Annotated in this window: 12 protein-coding genes; 6 read left to right on the forward strand and 6 right to left on the reverse strand. The window is 72.2% G+C overall.

Annotation, left to right across the window (positions count from 1 at the left end):
• Positions 1–15: 15 nt before the first annotated feature.
• Together pruA and ACIQJT_RS24965 are read right to left on the reverse strand one after the other, a co-directional pair.
• Entirely contained in the window at positions 16–1,647 is a 1,632-nt protein-coding gene (pruA, locus tag ACIQJT_RS24960; RefSeq protein ID WP_365460416.1) for an L-glutamate gamma-semialdehyde dehydrogenase, read from the reverse strand.
• Between the two features lie 39 nt (positions 1,648–1,686).
• Positions 1,687–2,613: a proline dehydrogenase family protein gene (locus tag ACIQJT_RS24965; protein ID WP_053849349.1), complete on the reverse strand. Its 927-nt coding sequence runs from the start codon at positions 2,611–2,613 to the stop codon at positions 1,687–1,689.
• Between the two features lie 145 nt (positions 2,614–2,758).
• On the opposite strand from ACIQJT_RS24965, the gene ACIQJT_RS24970 reads away from it, so the two are divergent.
• From ACIQJT_RS24970 to ACIQJT_RS24990, 5 genes are all read left to right on the forward strand, one after another.
• Positions 2,759–4,081, forward strand: coding sequence for a PucR family transcriptional regulator (locus tag ACIQJT_RS24970; RefSeq protein WP_402646879.1), 1,323 nt, complete (start codon positions 2,759–2,761; stop codon positions 4,079–4,081).
• Positions 4,082–4,234: 153 nt separating this feature from the next.
• The gene (locus ACIQJT_RS24975) at positions 4,235–5,719 is read left to right on the forward strand and encodes an ABC transporter substrate-binding protein (protein ID WP_402646882.1); all 1,485 of its coding nucleotides are present in this window, start codon (positions 4,235–4,237) and stop codon (positions 5,717–5,719) included.
• Complete coding sequence (locus ACIQJT_RS24980) at positions 5,716–7,446, forward strand: ABC transporter permease subunit (protein ID WP_365460407.1); 1,731 nt, start codon at positions 5,716–5,718, stop codon at positions 7,444–7,446. Before ACIQJT_RS24975 ends, ACIQJT_RS24980 begins: the two co-directional genes overlap by 4 nt.
• Positions 7,436–8,356 (forward strand): ABC transporter ATP-binding protein, encoded by a 921-nt coding sequence (locus tag ACIQJT_RS24985; RefSeq protein WP_365460404.1) that lies wholly within the window; start codon positions 7,436–7,438, stop codon positions 8,354–8,356. Before ACIQJT_RS24980 ends, ACIQJT_RS24985 begins: the two co-directional genes overlap by 11 nt.
• The gene (locus ACIQJT_RS24990; RefSeq protein ID WP_365460401.1) at positions 8,353–9,036 is read left to right on the forward strand and encodes a dipeptide/oligopeptide/nickel ABC transporter ATP-binding protein; all 684 of its coding nucleotides are present in this window, start codon (positions 8,353–8,355) and stop codon (positions 9,034–9,036) included. Before ACIQJT_RS24985 ends, ACIQJT_RS24990 begins: the two co-directional genes overlap by 4 nt.
• On the opposite strand, the gene ACIQJT_RS24995 is transcribed toward ACIQJT_RS24990, so the two are convergent.
• Positions 9,011–9,583 (reverse strand): TetR/AcrR family transcriptional regulator, encoded by a 573-nt coding sequence (locus ACIQJT_RS24995; RefSeq protein ID WP_053852847.1) that lies wholly within the window; start codon positions 9,581–9,583, stop codon positions 9,011–9,013. The genes ACIQJT_RS24990 and ACIQJT_RS24995 overlap by 26 nt on opposite strands.
• A gap of 76 nt (positions 9,584–9,659) precedes the next feature.
• Here ACIQJT_RS24995 and ACIQJT_RS25000 point away from each other — a divergent pair, with 76 nt between their 5' ends.
• The gene (locus ACIQJT_RS25000; protein WP_365460398.1) at positions 9,660–11,189 is read left to right on the forward strand and encodes an MFS transporter; all 1,530 of its coding nucleotides are present in this window, start codon (positions 9,660–9,662) and stop codon (positions 11,187–11,189) included.
• Positions 11,190–11,255: 66 nt separating this feature from the next.
• Here the strand turns inward: ACIQJT_RS25000 and serA are convergent, their stop codons facing one another.
• The 3 genes from serA to ilvN form a co-directional block, all read right to left on the reverse strand.
• Positions 11,256–12,845, reverse strand: coding sequence for a phosphoglycerate dehydrogenase (gene serA / locus ACIQJT_RS25005; RefSeq protein ID WP_402646887.1), 1,590 nt, complete (start codon positions 12,843–12,845; stop codon positions 11,256–11,258).
• A 230-nt stretch (positions 12,846–13,075) separates the two neighbouring features.
• Positions 13,076–14,074, reverse strand: a complete 999-nt coding sequence (gene ilvC / locus ACIQJT_RS25010; RefSeq protein WP_037712202.1) for a ketol-acid reductoisomerase — start codon at positions 14,072–14,074, stop codon at positions 13,076–13,078.
• Positions 14,075–14,184: 110 nt separating this feature from the next.
• Positions 14,185–14,712: an acetolactate synthase small subunit gene (ilvN, locus tag ACIQJT_RS25015; RefSeq protein ID WP_037712203.1), complete on the reverse strand. Its 528-nt coding sequence runs from the start codon at positions 14,710–14,712 to the stop codon at positions 14,185–14,187.
• Between the last annotated feature and the right edge of the window lie 20 nt (positions 14,713–14,732).

Raw genomic sequence — 14,732 nt, forward strand, 5'->3', positions numbered from 1 at the left:
TCGGCTGACGCGGTGTCAGCCCATGTGCGGGTAGCCGTAGTCGGTCGGCGGGACCAGGGTCTCCTTGATGGCGCGGGTCAGGGTCCAGCGCTGGAGGTTCTGGGGGGCGCCGGCCTTGTCGTTGGTGCCGGAGGCGCGGCCGCCGCCGAAGGGCTGCTGGCCGACGACGGCACCGGTCGACTTGTCGTTGATGTAGAAGTTGCCGGCCGCGTAGCGCAGCTTCTCCATCGTGTACGCCGCCGCCGCGCGGTCGGACGCGATCACCGAGCCGGTGAGCGCGTAGTCGGACGCCGACTCCATCTGGGTCAGCATCTCCTCGTACTTCTCGTCCTCGTAGACGTGCACCGCGAGGATGGGGCCGAAGTACTCGGTGGTGAAGACCTCGTTCTCCGGGTCCGTGCACTCGACGACGGTCGGGCGGACGAACCAGCCGACCGAGTCGTCGTAGGTGCCGCCCGCGACGATCGTGCAGGTGGGGTCGGACTTCGCGCGGTCGATCGCCGCCTTGCTCTTGGCGAAGGCCCGCTCGTCGATGACCGCCCCGATGAAGTTGGACAGGTCGGTGACGTCACCCATGCGGATGCCGTCGACCTCGGCCGCGAACTCCTCGCGGAAGCCGCTGTTCCAGATCGACGCCGGGATGTAGGCCCGGGAGGTCGCCGAGCACTTCTGGCCCTGGTACTCGAAGGCACCGCGGGTCAGGGCGGTCTTGAGGATCGCGCGGTCGGCCGAGGGGTGGGCGACCACGAAGTCCTTGCCGCCGGTCTCGCCGACCAGGCGGGGGTAGGTGCGGTACTTCTCGATGTTGGCGCCGACCGTCTTCCACAGGTGCTGGAAGGTCTTCGTCGAACCGGTGAAGTGGATGCCCGCGAGGTCCCGGTGCTCCAGGGCGACCTCGGACACGGCGATGCCGTCGCCGGTGACGAGGTTGATGACGCCCTTGGGCAGGCCCGCCTCCTCCAGGAGCTGCATGAGGAGCACGGCGGCGTGGGTCTGCGTCGGGGACGGCTTCCACACGACCACGTTGCCCATGAGCGCGGGCGCGGTGGGCAGGTTGCCCGCGATGGCCGTGAAGTTGAACGGCGTGATCGCGTAGACGAAGCCCTCCAGCGGGCGGTGGTCGAGGCGGTTCCAGACGCCGGGGGCGTTCGCCGGGGGCTGCTCGGCGAGCAGGTCACGCGCGTACTTGACGTTGAAGCGCCAGAAGTCGACGAGCTCGCAGGGCGTGTCGATCTCGGCCTGCTGGGCGGTCTTGGACTGGCCGAGCATGGTGGAGGCGGCGAGCGTCTCGCGCCAGGGGCCGGAGAGCAGCTCGGCGGCGCGCAGGATGATCGCGGCACGGTCGTCGAAGGACATCGCGCGCCAGGCGGGCGCGGCGGCGAGGGCCGCGTCGATGGCGTCCCGGGCGTCCTGCTGGGTGGCGTTGCGGAGGGTGCCGAGGACGGCCTTGTGGTTGTGCGGCTGCACGACCTGGAAGGGCTCGCCGCCGCCCATGCGCTTCTCGCCGCCGATGGTCATCGGCAGGTCGACCGGGTTGTCGGCCAGCTCCTTGAGCTTCGCCTCCAGCCGGGCCCGCTCGGGCGAACCGGGGGCGTAGCCGTGCACCGGCTCGTTGACGGGGGTGGGGACCTGGGTCACAGCGTCCATGGGATCCGTAACTCCTTGAACTTGAGCGGGTGTTCGGGCTCAGCCCTTGCTGATCATGCTGCGGACGAAGAAACGCAGGTTCGCCGGCTTCTCCGCCAGGCGGCGCATGAAGTAGCCGTACCAGTCGGTGCCGTAGGCGGTGTAGACGCGCATGCGGTGGCCCTCGGCGGCCAGGCGCAGGTGTTCGTCGCCGCGGATGCCGTAGAGCATCTGGAACTCGTACTCGTCAGGCTTGCGGCCCGCCTGGCGGGCGAGTTCCTGCGCGATGGAGATCAGGCGCGGGTCGTGGGAGCCGACCATCGGGTATCCCTCGCCCTCCATGAGGATGCGCAGGACGCGGACGTACGCCTTGTCGATCTCGTGCTTCTGCTGGTAGGCGACCTCGGCGGGCTCCTTGTACGCGCCCTTCACCAGCCGCACCCGGCTGCCGGCCTCGGCCAGTCGGCGGGCGTCGGCCTCGGTGCGGAAGAGGTAGGCCTGGATCACACAGCCGGTCTGCGGGAAGTCCTTCCGCAGTTCCTCGTGGATGGCGAACATCGAGTCGAGGGTGGTGTGGTCCTCGGCGTCCAGGGTGACGGTCGTACCGATGGCGGCGGCGGCCTCCACGACGGGCCGGACGTTGGCGAGCGCAAGTTCGTGGCCTCCGTGGAGCGCCTGGCCGAACATGGACAGCTTGACGGACATCTCCACCCGCTCGCCGAGACCGAGGTCGCGCAGCCGGTCGATCAGCTCCAGGTAGGCGTCCCGGGCGGCGCCGGCCTGCTCGGGCGTGGTGATGTCCTCGCCGACGACGTCCATCGTCAGCTCCAGGCCGCGGCCGGTGAGCTCCTCGATGATCGGCACCACGTCGTCGACGCTCTCACCCGGGATGAAGCGGTCGACGACCTGCTTGGTCACCGGGGCCGCCGAGATCAGACGTCGCATCCGGTCGCTGCGCGACGCGGCAAGAATCACGGGACCCAGCACGGGGCACCTCCACAGACCAGCAGATAGAACCACCGTGAAACCTAAGGATCCCTCCGATCGTGGGCCATCGACACCTGTCACGCATCCGTGCCGCAGATCTCAGACAGATGTATGAAGCGTGGTGTTTTTGCGCGAGAATGCCCGGGTGACAGGGGACTACAAGGGTGACTACCAGGAGCTGGTCGACGAGATCTCCGAGCTCCTGGGCGCGCCGGCGACCCTGGAGAACCGTGACTTCGAGCTGATCGCCTTCGGGGTGTACGACAGCGAGGGCGACCTCGATCCGTCGGCGCTGGACCCCGTCCGCACCCGCTCGATCCTGACCCGGCGCTCCACGGCCGCGGTCCGGACGTGGTTCGAGGGCTTCGGCATCACGCGGGCGAGCGCCCCGGTACGCATCCCGCCGACCCCGGAGGCGGGGGTGTACCGGGGGCGGATCTGCCTTCCCGTACGCCATCGGGGGGTCGTGCTCGGCTACGTCTGGCTCCTGGACTCCGATCCCGGTCCGACCGACCGGCAACTGGACGCGGCCATGCGGGTGACGGCCCGGATCGGCGCGCTGCTCGCGGACGAGGCGCAGCACGGGGCCGACCTGAGCCGGGAGCTGCGGGCGGTGCTGACCGCCGAGCGCGGCTGGCAGGCCGACATGGCGGTGGCGGCCCTGCGCACGGAGCTGGGCTCCCGCGCCGACGGCCCGTACGCCGTGGTGTGCGTCGCCCCGTGGCCGTCCGCCGATCCGGACGACGCCCCCTCGGCGCGTACGGTCCCGCACGCGACGGCCCTGTGCACGGTGCCGTGGGGCACCTCGGCCCAGTCCCTCGCCGTGCTGGTGCGCCTGCGCGCGACGGACACCCTGACACCGGCGACCTCGGCGGCGGGACGGCTGCTGGAACGGGCACGGGCCGCGGAGGCGGGACGCGAGGGCGGTCAAGGGCGGGGCGGTCGCGATGGTGGTGAGCCGGGACCGCCCAGGCCCGGCGTGACCGACGCCGGCCGGTCCGCACCGACCGGGAACAAGGGCGGCGGCAGCGGACCGGCCCCGGGTGCCGCGCCCGCCGGTGCCGCCGCGGGTGTCGCCGCCGCCCGCGTGGGCCTCGCCGAGCTGGCCACGGCCTGGCAGGAGGCCTCGGCGGCGGCCCGGGCGGCGCTCGCGGAACCGGGGTTCGGGCCGGTCGCGGAGTGGTCCGGCATCGGCCCGTACCGTCTGCTGACCGCGCTGCCCCCGGACCCGGCCCACGACCCCGCCGTACGCCCCCTCCTCTCCCCCGCTCACCGCGAGCTCGCCCGGACCGCCGAGGTCTACCTCGACTGCGCGGGCCAGGCCGGCCGCACCGCCGCCGAACTGGGCATCCACCGGCAGACCCTCTACTACCGCCTCTCCCGCGTCGAACAGCTCACCGGCCTGGACCTGGACGACGGCGAGGACAGACTGCTGCTGCACATGGCGCTCAAGGCGGCGCGGCTCTAGTCGGGTCGCTCCGTCCCGCCGCATCGCCCCGGACAACCACGTCCGCCGTCCGGCGCGCGATCAGCACCTGAACACGATTATTGAAAATGATTGTCATCATGCTACGGTCGGCGCACCTCACCGTCTTGACCACCCCTTTACCCGGAGGGTCCCGTGCGCCTGCCCGTCCGCCATCTGCTCCCCGTCGCCCTGGCGTCCACCCTGCTGCTCACCGGCTGCTTCTCGGGCGCCTCCGCCGGGGGTGACGGCACCGGCAAGCGTGTGCGCGTCGCGATGATGCAGCCCCCGCGCTCCGGCCTCTCCCCGCTCTCCGACGACGCGTTCAAACTGTCGCGCTGGTCGACGGCGGAAACCCTGGTCGAGCTCGACGCGAACGGCGACGCGCGGCCCGCCCTGGCCACCCGGTGGCGGCAGTCGGGCCGGACCTGGACCTTCGAGATACGCGACGGCGTCACCTTCCACGACGGCACCCGGCTCGACGCCCGGGCGGTCGTGCGCTCCCTCACCAGAGCCGCCGGCGCCGCCCCCAAGCCCCGCATCCTGGACGGCGTCACACTGACGGCGAAGGCCGTGGACGCCGACACCGTCAGCGTCACCACCGCCCACGAGGACCCCCTGGTCCCGCAGCGGCTCAGCTCCCCGCAGCTGTCCATCCTCGCCGCGCGCGCGTACACCGGCAGGACCGTGAACCCGGTCGGAGCCGGCACCGGACCCTTCGAGCTGACGAAGGTGAACGGCACCTCCTCCGCCACCCTCGACCGCTACGACGGCTACTGGGGCGCCAAGGCCAAGTCCCCCGGCATCGACGTGCGGTTCGTGCCCGACGGCACCGCCCGCGCGGCCGCCCTGCGCAGCGGCGAGGCCGACATCGTCGAGGCGATCCCGGTCTCGCAGGCCGCCGTCCTCGACCAGGACCTGATCACCGAGGTCCCCATGCCGCGCACCAACACGCTGTACCTGAACACCGGCAAGGGCGCCTTCGCGGACCCCTCGCTGCGCGCCGCCGCCCGCGAGGCGATCGACGCCGGTGCCCTGGTCGAGGGCGTGTACGAGGGACGGGCCGATGCCGCCGAGGGGCTGCTCGGACCCGCCCTGCCCTGGGCCGCCGACCTGCGCTCGCCGGTCCGGCGCACCGAGGCGGGCAGCCCGCGGGGCGCGACGGTCACCATCGGCACCTACACCGACCGCGCCGAGATGCCCGAGGTCGCGGCCGCGCTGCAACAGCAGCTCCAGAAGGCCGGGTTCAGGGTGAGGCTCGACGTCCGCGAGTACGCGAACATCGAATCCGACGCCCTCGCGGGCGAGTTCGACGCGTTCGTCCTCTCGCGGGCCACCGTCCTCGACTCCGGCGACCCGGCCGCCTACCTCTACAGCGACTTCGCCTCCGACGGCACCTTCAACCTCTCGCGCTTCTCCGACGAGGCGGCCGACGCGGCCCTGAGGAAGGCCGCCGACGCCCCCGTCGGGGAAGCCCGCCGCGCGGCGGTCATCGCGGCCGAGGCCGCCGTGCTCACCCGGGACGCGGCCGTCCCGCTGCTCCACGAGCGGGTGATCCAGGGCGACGCCGCCGGTGTCGCGGGCGCCGCGCGCGACCCGCGCGAGCGGCGACTGGTCACGGCCGACACCTACGTCAGGTGAGGCCGACGCCCGCCGGGTCGACCCGGCTCCTCGGTCTCCTCGTGGTCGTCGCCGCCGTGGGCCTGCTGCCCTGGCTCTCCCACCGGGACCCGGCACTGACCGTGCTGCGCGCCCGGTCGGCCGAGCAGGAGGCCACCGAGGAGGCTCTCACCGCGATCCGCGAGGACCTCGGTCTGGGCGCGGGTCCCCTTCATCTGCTGGGGAGTTGGGCCGCCGGCCTGCTGCACGGCGACCTCGGCACCTCCTGGGTGTCGGGCCACGCCGTCCTGCCCTCCGTCCTCGCCGGGCTCCAGGTGTCCCTGGCCCTGATGGGCGCGGCCCTCGGCGTGGCGGTGCTGCTGGCCGCCGCGCTGGTGGCGCCGGTGCTCGTGCGGGGGCGCGGCTCGGCCGGTGCCGTCGCCGCGATGCTCGCCGCCGTGCCCGAGTTCCTGCTGGCCACGGTCGCCCTGCTGGTGTTCGGGGTGTGGCTGGGATGGCTGCCGACGTCCGGCTGGGCGGGGCCCGCCCACCTGGTGCTGCCCGCTGTCGCGCTCGGCGTGCCCGCGGGCGGGCTGCTGGGGCGGCTGGTCGCGGACGCGCTGCCCGCCGTGCTCGACGAGCGCTGGGTGGAGCTGTGGCGGGGTGCGGGAGTGAGCCGTACGAGGGTCTCGGGCGCCGCCCTCAGACGCGTACTGCCGCCGCTGGTACCGCAGTTCGGCATGGTCGCGGTCGGTCTGGCGGGCGGCGCGGTGGCCGTCGAGCTGGTGTTCGCGGTGCCCGGCATCGGGCGCACGGCCCTCGGCGCGGCCCGCTCCCAGGACCTGCCACTGCTCCAGGGCTCGGTGCTGGCCCTGCTGCTCCTCGGCCTGGTCGCGGGTGCGGTGGCGGCGCTCACCCGGCGCCGGCTGCTGGGCCCGGCCCTGCGCGACGCGGGTCTCAGCCTGCCCCCGCCCCGCCCGGTCCGGGTCCGTCCGGCCGTCCCGGCCGCCCTGTCGGCCGTCCTCGCCGTGGCCGTCGGCTGGGGCCTGCTGCGCGATCCGTACACGGTGGACACGGCCGTCCGCCTCGCCGCCCCTTCCTGGGCGCACCCGCTGGGCACCGACGCGCTCGGCCGTGACGTGCTCGCCCGGCTCGGCCACGGCGCCGCCTCGACGGTGGGCACGGCCGCCGCGATCTGCCTGTTCGGCCTGGTGACGGCTCTCGCGCTGGGGTTCCTTCCCGGTGTCGCGGCGGGTGCGGCGGACATCGCCAACGCCCTGCCGCCGGTGATCGTCGGCATCCTGGTCGCCGCCGCGGCCGGCCCCGGTACCGGCGGTGCGGCCCTCGCGGTCGCCCTCATCTCCTGGCCGGCGCTGTCCGCCCACGCGGCGGCACTCGTGCAGGAGGTACGGGCGTCCGCCTTCCTCACCGCCCAACGCGCCCTCGGGGCACCGCCGTCGTGGATCCTGACCCGGCACGTCCTGCCCTCGGTGGCCGCCCCGGTGGCCCGGCACGCCCTCCTGCGCCTGCCCGGGATCGCCCTGGCCCTCGCCTCCCTGGGCTTCCTCGGCCTGGGCGCCCAGCCGCCCGCCCCCGAATGGGGGCTGCTCCTCGACGAGTCCCGGGCCTACGTCGAACGCGCCCCGTGGGCCGCCCTCGCCCCGGCCGTGGCCCTCGCCCTGCTGGCCGGGCTCGCGGTGTCGGGGGCGTCGTACGCCCAGGGCCGGAGCCCGCGAAGTGCACGACAGGAGGCTGGAGTTGGAGTCTGAGGTGCTGCTGTCGGTACGCGGGCTGCGGATCGCCTTCGCCGGGGTCGAGGCGGTGCGCGGGGTGTCCTTCGACATCCGGGCGCGCGAGGTGTTCGCCCTGGTGGGCGAGTCGGGCGCGGGCAAGAGCCTGACGGCACGGGCGCTGCTGGGCATGCTGCCGCGGGAGGCCGCCACGACGGGTACGGTCGCACCCGACCTGTCGGGCGCCCGGGGCCGCCGCATCGCCCTGGTCCCGCAGGACGCCCTGTCGGCGCTGTCCCCCGTCCACCCGGTCGGCGCCCAACTCGCCGCCGCCGCACGGTCGGTGCGCCGCGTGAGCCGCCGTGAGGCACACGCCCTCGCGGTGGCCGCGCTGGACCGGGTGGGCATCGCCGACGCGGCCCGCCGGGCCCGCGCCCATCCGCACGAGTTCTCCGGCGGCATGCGCCAGCGCGCGGTCGTCGCCATGGCCACCATCAACGAGCCGGACATCCTGGTCGCCGACGAACCCACCACCGCCCTCGACACCGACCACCGCGAACTGGTGCTCCGACTCCTCGCCGAGCAGCGGGAGTCGCGGGGTACGGCACTGGTGCTGGTCACCCACGACATGGACGCGGTACGGCGGCACGCGCACCGTGTGCTGGTGATGTACGCCGGCCGGGCGGTGGAGTCGGGCCCGGCGCGCGAGGTCCTCGCGCGCCCCCGGGCCCCCTACACCTCGGGCCTGCTCGCGTCCCTTCCGGAGAACGCGCGGGGGCGCCGGCTCGTCGCCCTCCCCGGCTCGCCCCCGGCCCCGGACGCCCTCCCGCCGGGCTGCGCCTTCGTCCCGCGCTGCCCGCTGGCGACGGACGTGTGCCACCACCGGGAGCCGGAACCGCGGCGGACGGACGACCGGCTGGTCGCCTGCCACCACGGGGAGGAGACGTGAGCGCACCCCTTCTCGACGTCCGCGACCTGGTCGTCCGCCACGGCGCGGTCACCGCGGTGGATCATGTGTCCTTCACCCTGGCGCCGGGCGAGACCCTCGCCCTCGACGGCCCGAGCGGGTGCGGAAAGTCGTCCACCGCCCACGCCGTCCTCCAGTTGCGCCGCCCGGAAAGCGGCGAAGTGCGCTTCGAGGGACGGGAGTTGACCACCCTCTCCGAGCGGGGACTGCGCTCCCTGCGCTCCCGTATGCAGCCGGTCTTCCAGGACCCGTACGGCTCCCTCAGCCCGCGGCACCGCATCCGGGACGCGGTCGCGGAACCGCTGCGGCTCCAGGGGCGAAGGCCCACGGCCGCCGAGGTCGCCGAACTCCTCGACCGGGTCGGACTGGACCCGTCGTACGGCGACCGGCGCCCGCACGAACTCTCCGGCGGCCAGTGCCAACGCGTGGGCATAGCGCGGGCGTTGGCGTGCGAGCCGCGGCTGCTGGTCCTCGACGAGCCGGTGTCGGCGCTGGACCCCTCCGTCCGGGCCGGCATCCTCAACCTCCTCGCCGACCTCCAGGACGAACTGGGCCTCGGGTACCTGTTCATCTGCCACGACCGGGCGGTCGTACGGCATTTCGCGGACCGGGTGCTGGAGATGCGCGAGGGGCGGATCACGCGCGCGTGGCGGCCTCGATGACCTGGCGCAGGCCCTCGGTGAGGGTGTCGGCGTCGGGCGCGCTCTTCGGGTCGAAGGACCACTGGCCGATCAGGCCGGTCATCAGCGCCAGATAGAACCGGCCCAGGGTGTCGGCGGTCTCGTCCGTGACCTCCTCCTCCGGCACGCCCATCAGCATGGAGACCAGACCGCGCCCGCCCTCGCGCTGGGCTCGGGCCAACTGGTCGCGCACCTCGGGCAGTTGGTCGCCCATGCCCATGACCTCCAGGCTGAGCCGCCACATCGAGCCGGGCTCCCGCATGGTGTCGACGATGTTCGCCCACACCTCCCGGAAGCGCTCCAGCGAGCCGGGCGGGGTGGTGAACCCGGTGCCGCCCTCGAAGGAGAGGTCCTCCACCAGCGCGATGTACGCCTGTCCCAGCAGCGCGTCCTTCGACCCGTAGTGGTAGCCGATGGACGCCAGGTTGGTCCCCGACTCCTTGACGATGTCCCGTGCGGTCGTCCGCAGGAACCCCTTCTCCAGCAGGCAGCGCTTGGCGCCTTCGAGCAGATCCTCGCGATGTCCCATGCACCCACCCTATCTAGACAAGCGATTTATACAAGCGTCATAGACAAGCGTTTAATACGCCCGTACAGTCACCGGCATGACGAACCCGACTCCCGCCGGTGTCCTGGCCGGCCGCCGCGAATGGACCGCCCTCGGCGTCCTGATGCTTCCGCTGCTCCTGGTCTCGATGGACGTCTCCGTCCTGTACTTCGCGATCCCGGCGATCAGCGCGGACCTGGAACCGAGCGGCACCCAGCAGCTGTGGATCTTCGACATCTACGCCTTCGTCCTGGCCGGCCTGCTGATGACCATGGGCTCCCTGGGCGACCGCATCGGCCGCCGCAGACTGCTGCTGATCGGCGCGGTCGCCTTCGGCGCGGCCTCCCTCGCGGCGGCCTACGCGCACAGCGCCGAGATGCTGATCGCGGCCCGCGCGGTGCTCGGCATCGGCGGCGCGACCCTGATGCCGTCGACGATGGCGCTGATCCGCACGATGTTCACCGACCCGGGGCAGCGCGCGAAGGCGATCGGCATGTGGTCCGGGGTCATGACGGCCGGCATCGCGCTCGGCTCGGTGATGAGCGGGGTGCTGGTCGAGTACTTCTGGTGGGGCTCGATCTTCCTGGTCAACCTGCCCGCGATGGCCCTGCTGCTGGTCCTCGGCCCGCTCCTGCTCCCCGAGTCGAAGGACCCCGCACCCGGCCGCTTCGACCGGCCGAGCGTCCCGCTGTCGATGGCCGCCGTCCTGCCCGTCGTCTACGGCCTCAAGGAGATCGCCTCCGAGGGCCTCGCCGTCCGGTACGCCGTCCCGATCGCCCTCGGGCTGCTCTTCGCGGCCCTCTTCGTCCGCCGTCAGCGCACCGCGGCCTCACCGATGATCGACCCGGCGCTGTTCCGCGGCCGCGGCTTCGCCCCGTCCGTGGTGCTCAACCTGATCTCCTCGTTCGCCATGATGGGCTCGGCGTTCTTCACCACGCAGTACCTCCAGTCGGTGCTCGGCAAGAGCGCGCTGGAGGCGGCCCTGTGGGCGCTGCTGCCCTCCGTGCCGATCGGCGCGGCCGCCCCGACGGCGACCGCCCTCGTCCAGAAGGGCGTCGCCCGTGCCCACGTCGTCACCGCGGGCTTCGCGATCGGCGCGGCGGGCTACGCGCTGCTGTCCCTCGCGGGCACGGACTCCCTCTGGCTGGTCCTGACCGCGTGCGGGGTCCTGGCCTGCGGGGTCGTCGTGGTCATCTCCGTGATCACGGATCTCGCCCTGAGCAGCGCACCCGTGGAGCGGGCGGGCTCGGCGTCCTCCCTGATGGAGACCGCCGCGGAGTTCGGCGGCGCCCTCGGGATGGCGGTCCTCGGCTCCATCGGTACGGCGATCTACCGCCACGACATCCCGTCCTCGGCCCCGGACCCGGCCCGCGAGACGCTGGGCGGGGCGCTGACGGTCGCGGACCGGGTACCGGGCCTGGCCGCGGCGGCCCGGGAGGCGTTCACCCACGGGATGCAGGGAGCGGCGATCGCGGGGGCGGTCCTGCTGGTGGGGGCGGCGGGCTTGGCTGCGGTGACGCTGCGGCGGATGCCGGTGCACAGCAAGACGCCGGACGAGCCGAGTTCCCTCAGCCCGTCCGGCGTGTGAGGACGAGGCCCCTTCAGGGCCGAAGCGGGGGCCTGGGGGCAGCAGCCCCCAGAACCCACGGCAACCTCAGACCAGGTTCACCGCACGAGCCGAGGTGGCCCCGATCTCCTCGGCGACCTCGGTCAGCACACCCGCCGGCACGGTGTCGTCCACCGTGAGAACCGCCAGCGCCTCGCCACCGGCGATCGCACGCGAGACCTGCATACCGGCGATGTTGATCCCGGCCTCACCGAGGATCCGGCCGACCGTGCCGACGACACCGGGACGGTCCTCGTACCGGAGGACGACCATGTGGTCGGCGAGCGCCAGGTCCACGTCGTACTCGCCGACGGCGACGATCTTCTGGAGGTGCTTGGGACCGGCCAGCGTGCCGGAGACCGACACCTCCTCGCCGCTGCCGAGCGTGCCGCGCACGGTGACGACGTTGCGGTGGTCGGCCGACTCGGAGCTGGTCGTCAGCCGCACCTCGACACCGCGCTCCTGCGCGAACAGCGGGGCGTTGACGTACGACACCGTCTCGTCGACGACGTCCTCGAAGACGCCCTTGAGCGCGGAGAGCTCCAGCACCTTCACGTCGTGCTGGGTGATCTCGCCGTACACCTCGACGTCGAGGCGGACCGCGACCTCACCGGCGAGCGCGGTGAAGATGCGGCCGAGGCGCTGGGCGAGCGGGAGGCCCGGCTTGACGTCCTCGGCGATGACACCGCCCTGGACGTTGACCGCGTCGGGCACGAGCTCACCGGCGAGGGCCAGGCGCACCGAGCGGGCGACGGCGATACCGGCCTTCTCCTGGGCCTCGTCGGTGGAGGCACCGAGGTGCGGGGTGGCGACGACCTGGTCGAACTCGAACAGCGGGGAGTCCGTGCAGGGCTCCTTCGCGTACACGTCGAGACCGGCACCGGCGACCCGGCCCTCCTTGAGGGCGGAGTACAGCGCCTCCTCGTCGACGATGCCGCCACGCGCCGCGTTGACGATCCGCACGCTCGGCTTGACCTTGCGCAGCGCCTCGTCGCCGATGAGGCCGACGGTCTCGGGGGTCTTGGGCAGGTGGACGGTGATGAAGTCGGAGACCTCGAGCAGCTCGTCGAGCGACAGCACCTTGACGCCCATCTGGGCGGCGCGGGCGGGCTGGATGTAGGGGTCGTAGGCGACGACCTTCATGCCGAACCCGGACATGCGCTGCGCGACCAGCGCGCCGATGCGGCCGAGGCCGACGACACCGAGGGTCTTCTCGGCCAGCTCCACGCCCGTGTACTTGCTCCGCTTCCACTCGCCGTTCTTCAGCGCGGCGTTGGCCTGCGGGATGTGGCGGGCGGTGGCGACGAGCAGACCGCAGGCCAGTTCGGCGGCGGTCACGATGTTCGAGGTGGGGGCGTTGACGACCATCACGCCGGCCTTGGTGGCGGCGGAGACGTCGACGTTGTCCAGGCCGACGCCGGCTCGTGCGACGACCTTCAGCTTGTGCGCGGCGGCGATGGCCTCGGCGTCCACCTTGGTGGCGGAGCGGATCAGGATGGCGTCGACGTCGGCGATGGCCGGGAGCAGTTCGGCTCGGTCCGCTCCGTTGCAGTGCCGGATCTCGAAGTCCGGGCCAAGCGCGTCCACAGTCGCGGGCGACAGCTCTTCAGCGATGAGTACGACGGGTTTCGAGCTCACGTGAGTCCTCACAAGTCCATTGCGGACGGCCGTCCCGACGGCCGCAGGCGGTGGAGGGTACTGGCCGCGTGGAAGACGCACGACGCTGTGGGCCTGACGCGTATGTTGTGCGCCAGTGTAGTGGCGCTGCGGCCGGCGTCTTGCGCCTCCGCGGAAGGATCACCCGGACGTGATCCGCCGGGTTGGACAACGGGGCCGGAGCTGACCGCTCCGGCCCCGTCATCGGAGGCTCACGCCTCCTCGTCGACCCAGCTCATCAGCTTGCGGAGCTGCTTGCCGGTGGTCTCCAGCAGGTGCTCGGAGTCCTGCTGCTTGTACTCGTTGTACTTCTTCAGACCGCCGTGGTACTCGGCCATCCACTCACGCGCGAAGGTGCCGTCCTGGATCTCGGCGAGGACCTTCTTCATCTCGGCCTTGGTGGCGTCGGTGATGATCCGCGGGCCGGTGACGTAGTCGCCCCACTCGGCGGTCTCGGAGATCGACCAGCGCATCTTCTCCAGGCCGCCCTCGTACATGAGGTCGACGATGAGCTTCAGCTCGTGCAGGCACTCGAAGTACGCGATCTCCGGCTGGTAGCCCGCCTCGGTCAGCGTCTCGAAACCGGCCTTGACCAGCGCGGCCGTACCACCGCAGAGCACGGCCTGCTCACCGAACAGGTCGGTCTCGGTCTCCTCGGTGAAGGTCGTCTTGATGACGCCGGCGCGGGTGCCGCCGATGCCCTTGGCGTACGACAGCGCGAGCGCGAAGGCGTTGCCCGACGCGTCCTGCTCGACGGCCGCGATGCACGGAACGCCGCGGCCCTCCTCGTACTGGCGACGGACGAGGTGGCCCGGGCCCTTCGGGGCGACCATGCAGACGTCGACGTTCGCCGGCGGCTTGATGAAGTCGAAGCGGATGTTCAGACCGTGGCCGAAGAACAGCGCGTCGCCGTCGTTCAGGTTGTCCTTGATGGACTCCTCGTAGACCTGGGCCTGGATCGGGTCCGGGACCAGGATCATGATGACGTCGGCCTCGGCGGCGGCCTCGGACGGCGTCACCACGCGCAGGCCCTGCTCCTCCGCCTTGGCCTTGGACTTGGAGCCCTCGTGCAGACCGACACGCACGTCGACACCCGAGTCACGGAGCGACAGCGCGTGGGCGTGGCCCTGGCTGCCGTAACCGATGACCGCGACCTTGCGGCCCTGGATGATGGACAGGTCGGCGTCGGCGTCGTAGAACAGCTCGGCCACTTTGGGTTCTCTCCTTGGGTGCAGGTGTTGCGTCCCACCGTATGACGGCGGGATGGGATGAAGTTTCGGGGTCTCGGCATACGGGCGGCCGCAGCCGCCCGTAGCCGGTGTCAGGCGCTGCGGTCGAGGGCGCGCAGCGAGCGGTCCGTGATGGAGCGGGCGCCGCGGCCGATCGCGATGGTGCCGGACTGGACCAGCTCCTTGATGCCGAACGGCTCCAGCATCTTCAGCATCGCGGACAGCTTGTCGCTGGATCCGGTGGCCTCGATGGTGACGGCCTCCGGGGACACGTCGACGGTCTTGGCCCGGAACAGCTGGACGATCTCGACGATCTGGGAGCGCGTCTCGTTGTCGGCGCGCACCTTCACCAGAACGAGTTCACGCTGCACCGCGGAACCCGGCTCCAGTTCGACGATCTTCAGGACGTTGACGAGCTTGTTGAGCTGCTTGGTCACCTGCTCCAGCGGCAGTTCGTCGACCACACTGACCACGATCGTGATCCGGGAGATCTCGGGGTGCTCGGTGACGCCGACCGCGAGCGAGTCGATGTTGAAGCCGCGGCGCGAGAAGAGGGCGGCGATCCGGGCCAGGATGCCCGGGGTGTTCTCCACCAGGACGGAGAGCGTGTGCTTGGACATGGTCTGCTTCCTTTACGGCT

The organism is Streptomyces sp. NPDC091972, assembly GCF_044756385.1.
Classification (GTDB): Bacteria; Actinomycetota; Actinomycetes; order Streptomycetales; family Streptomycetaceae; genus Streptomyces.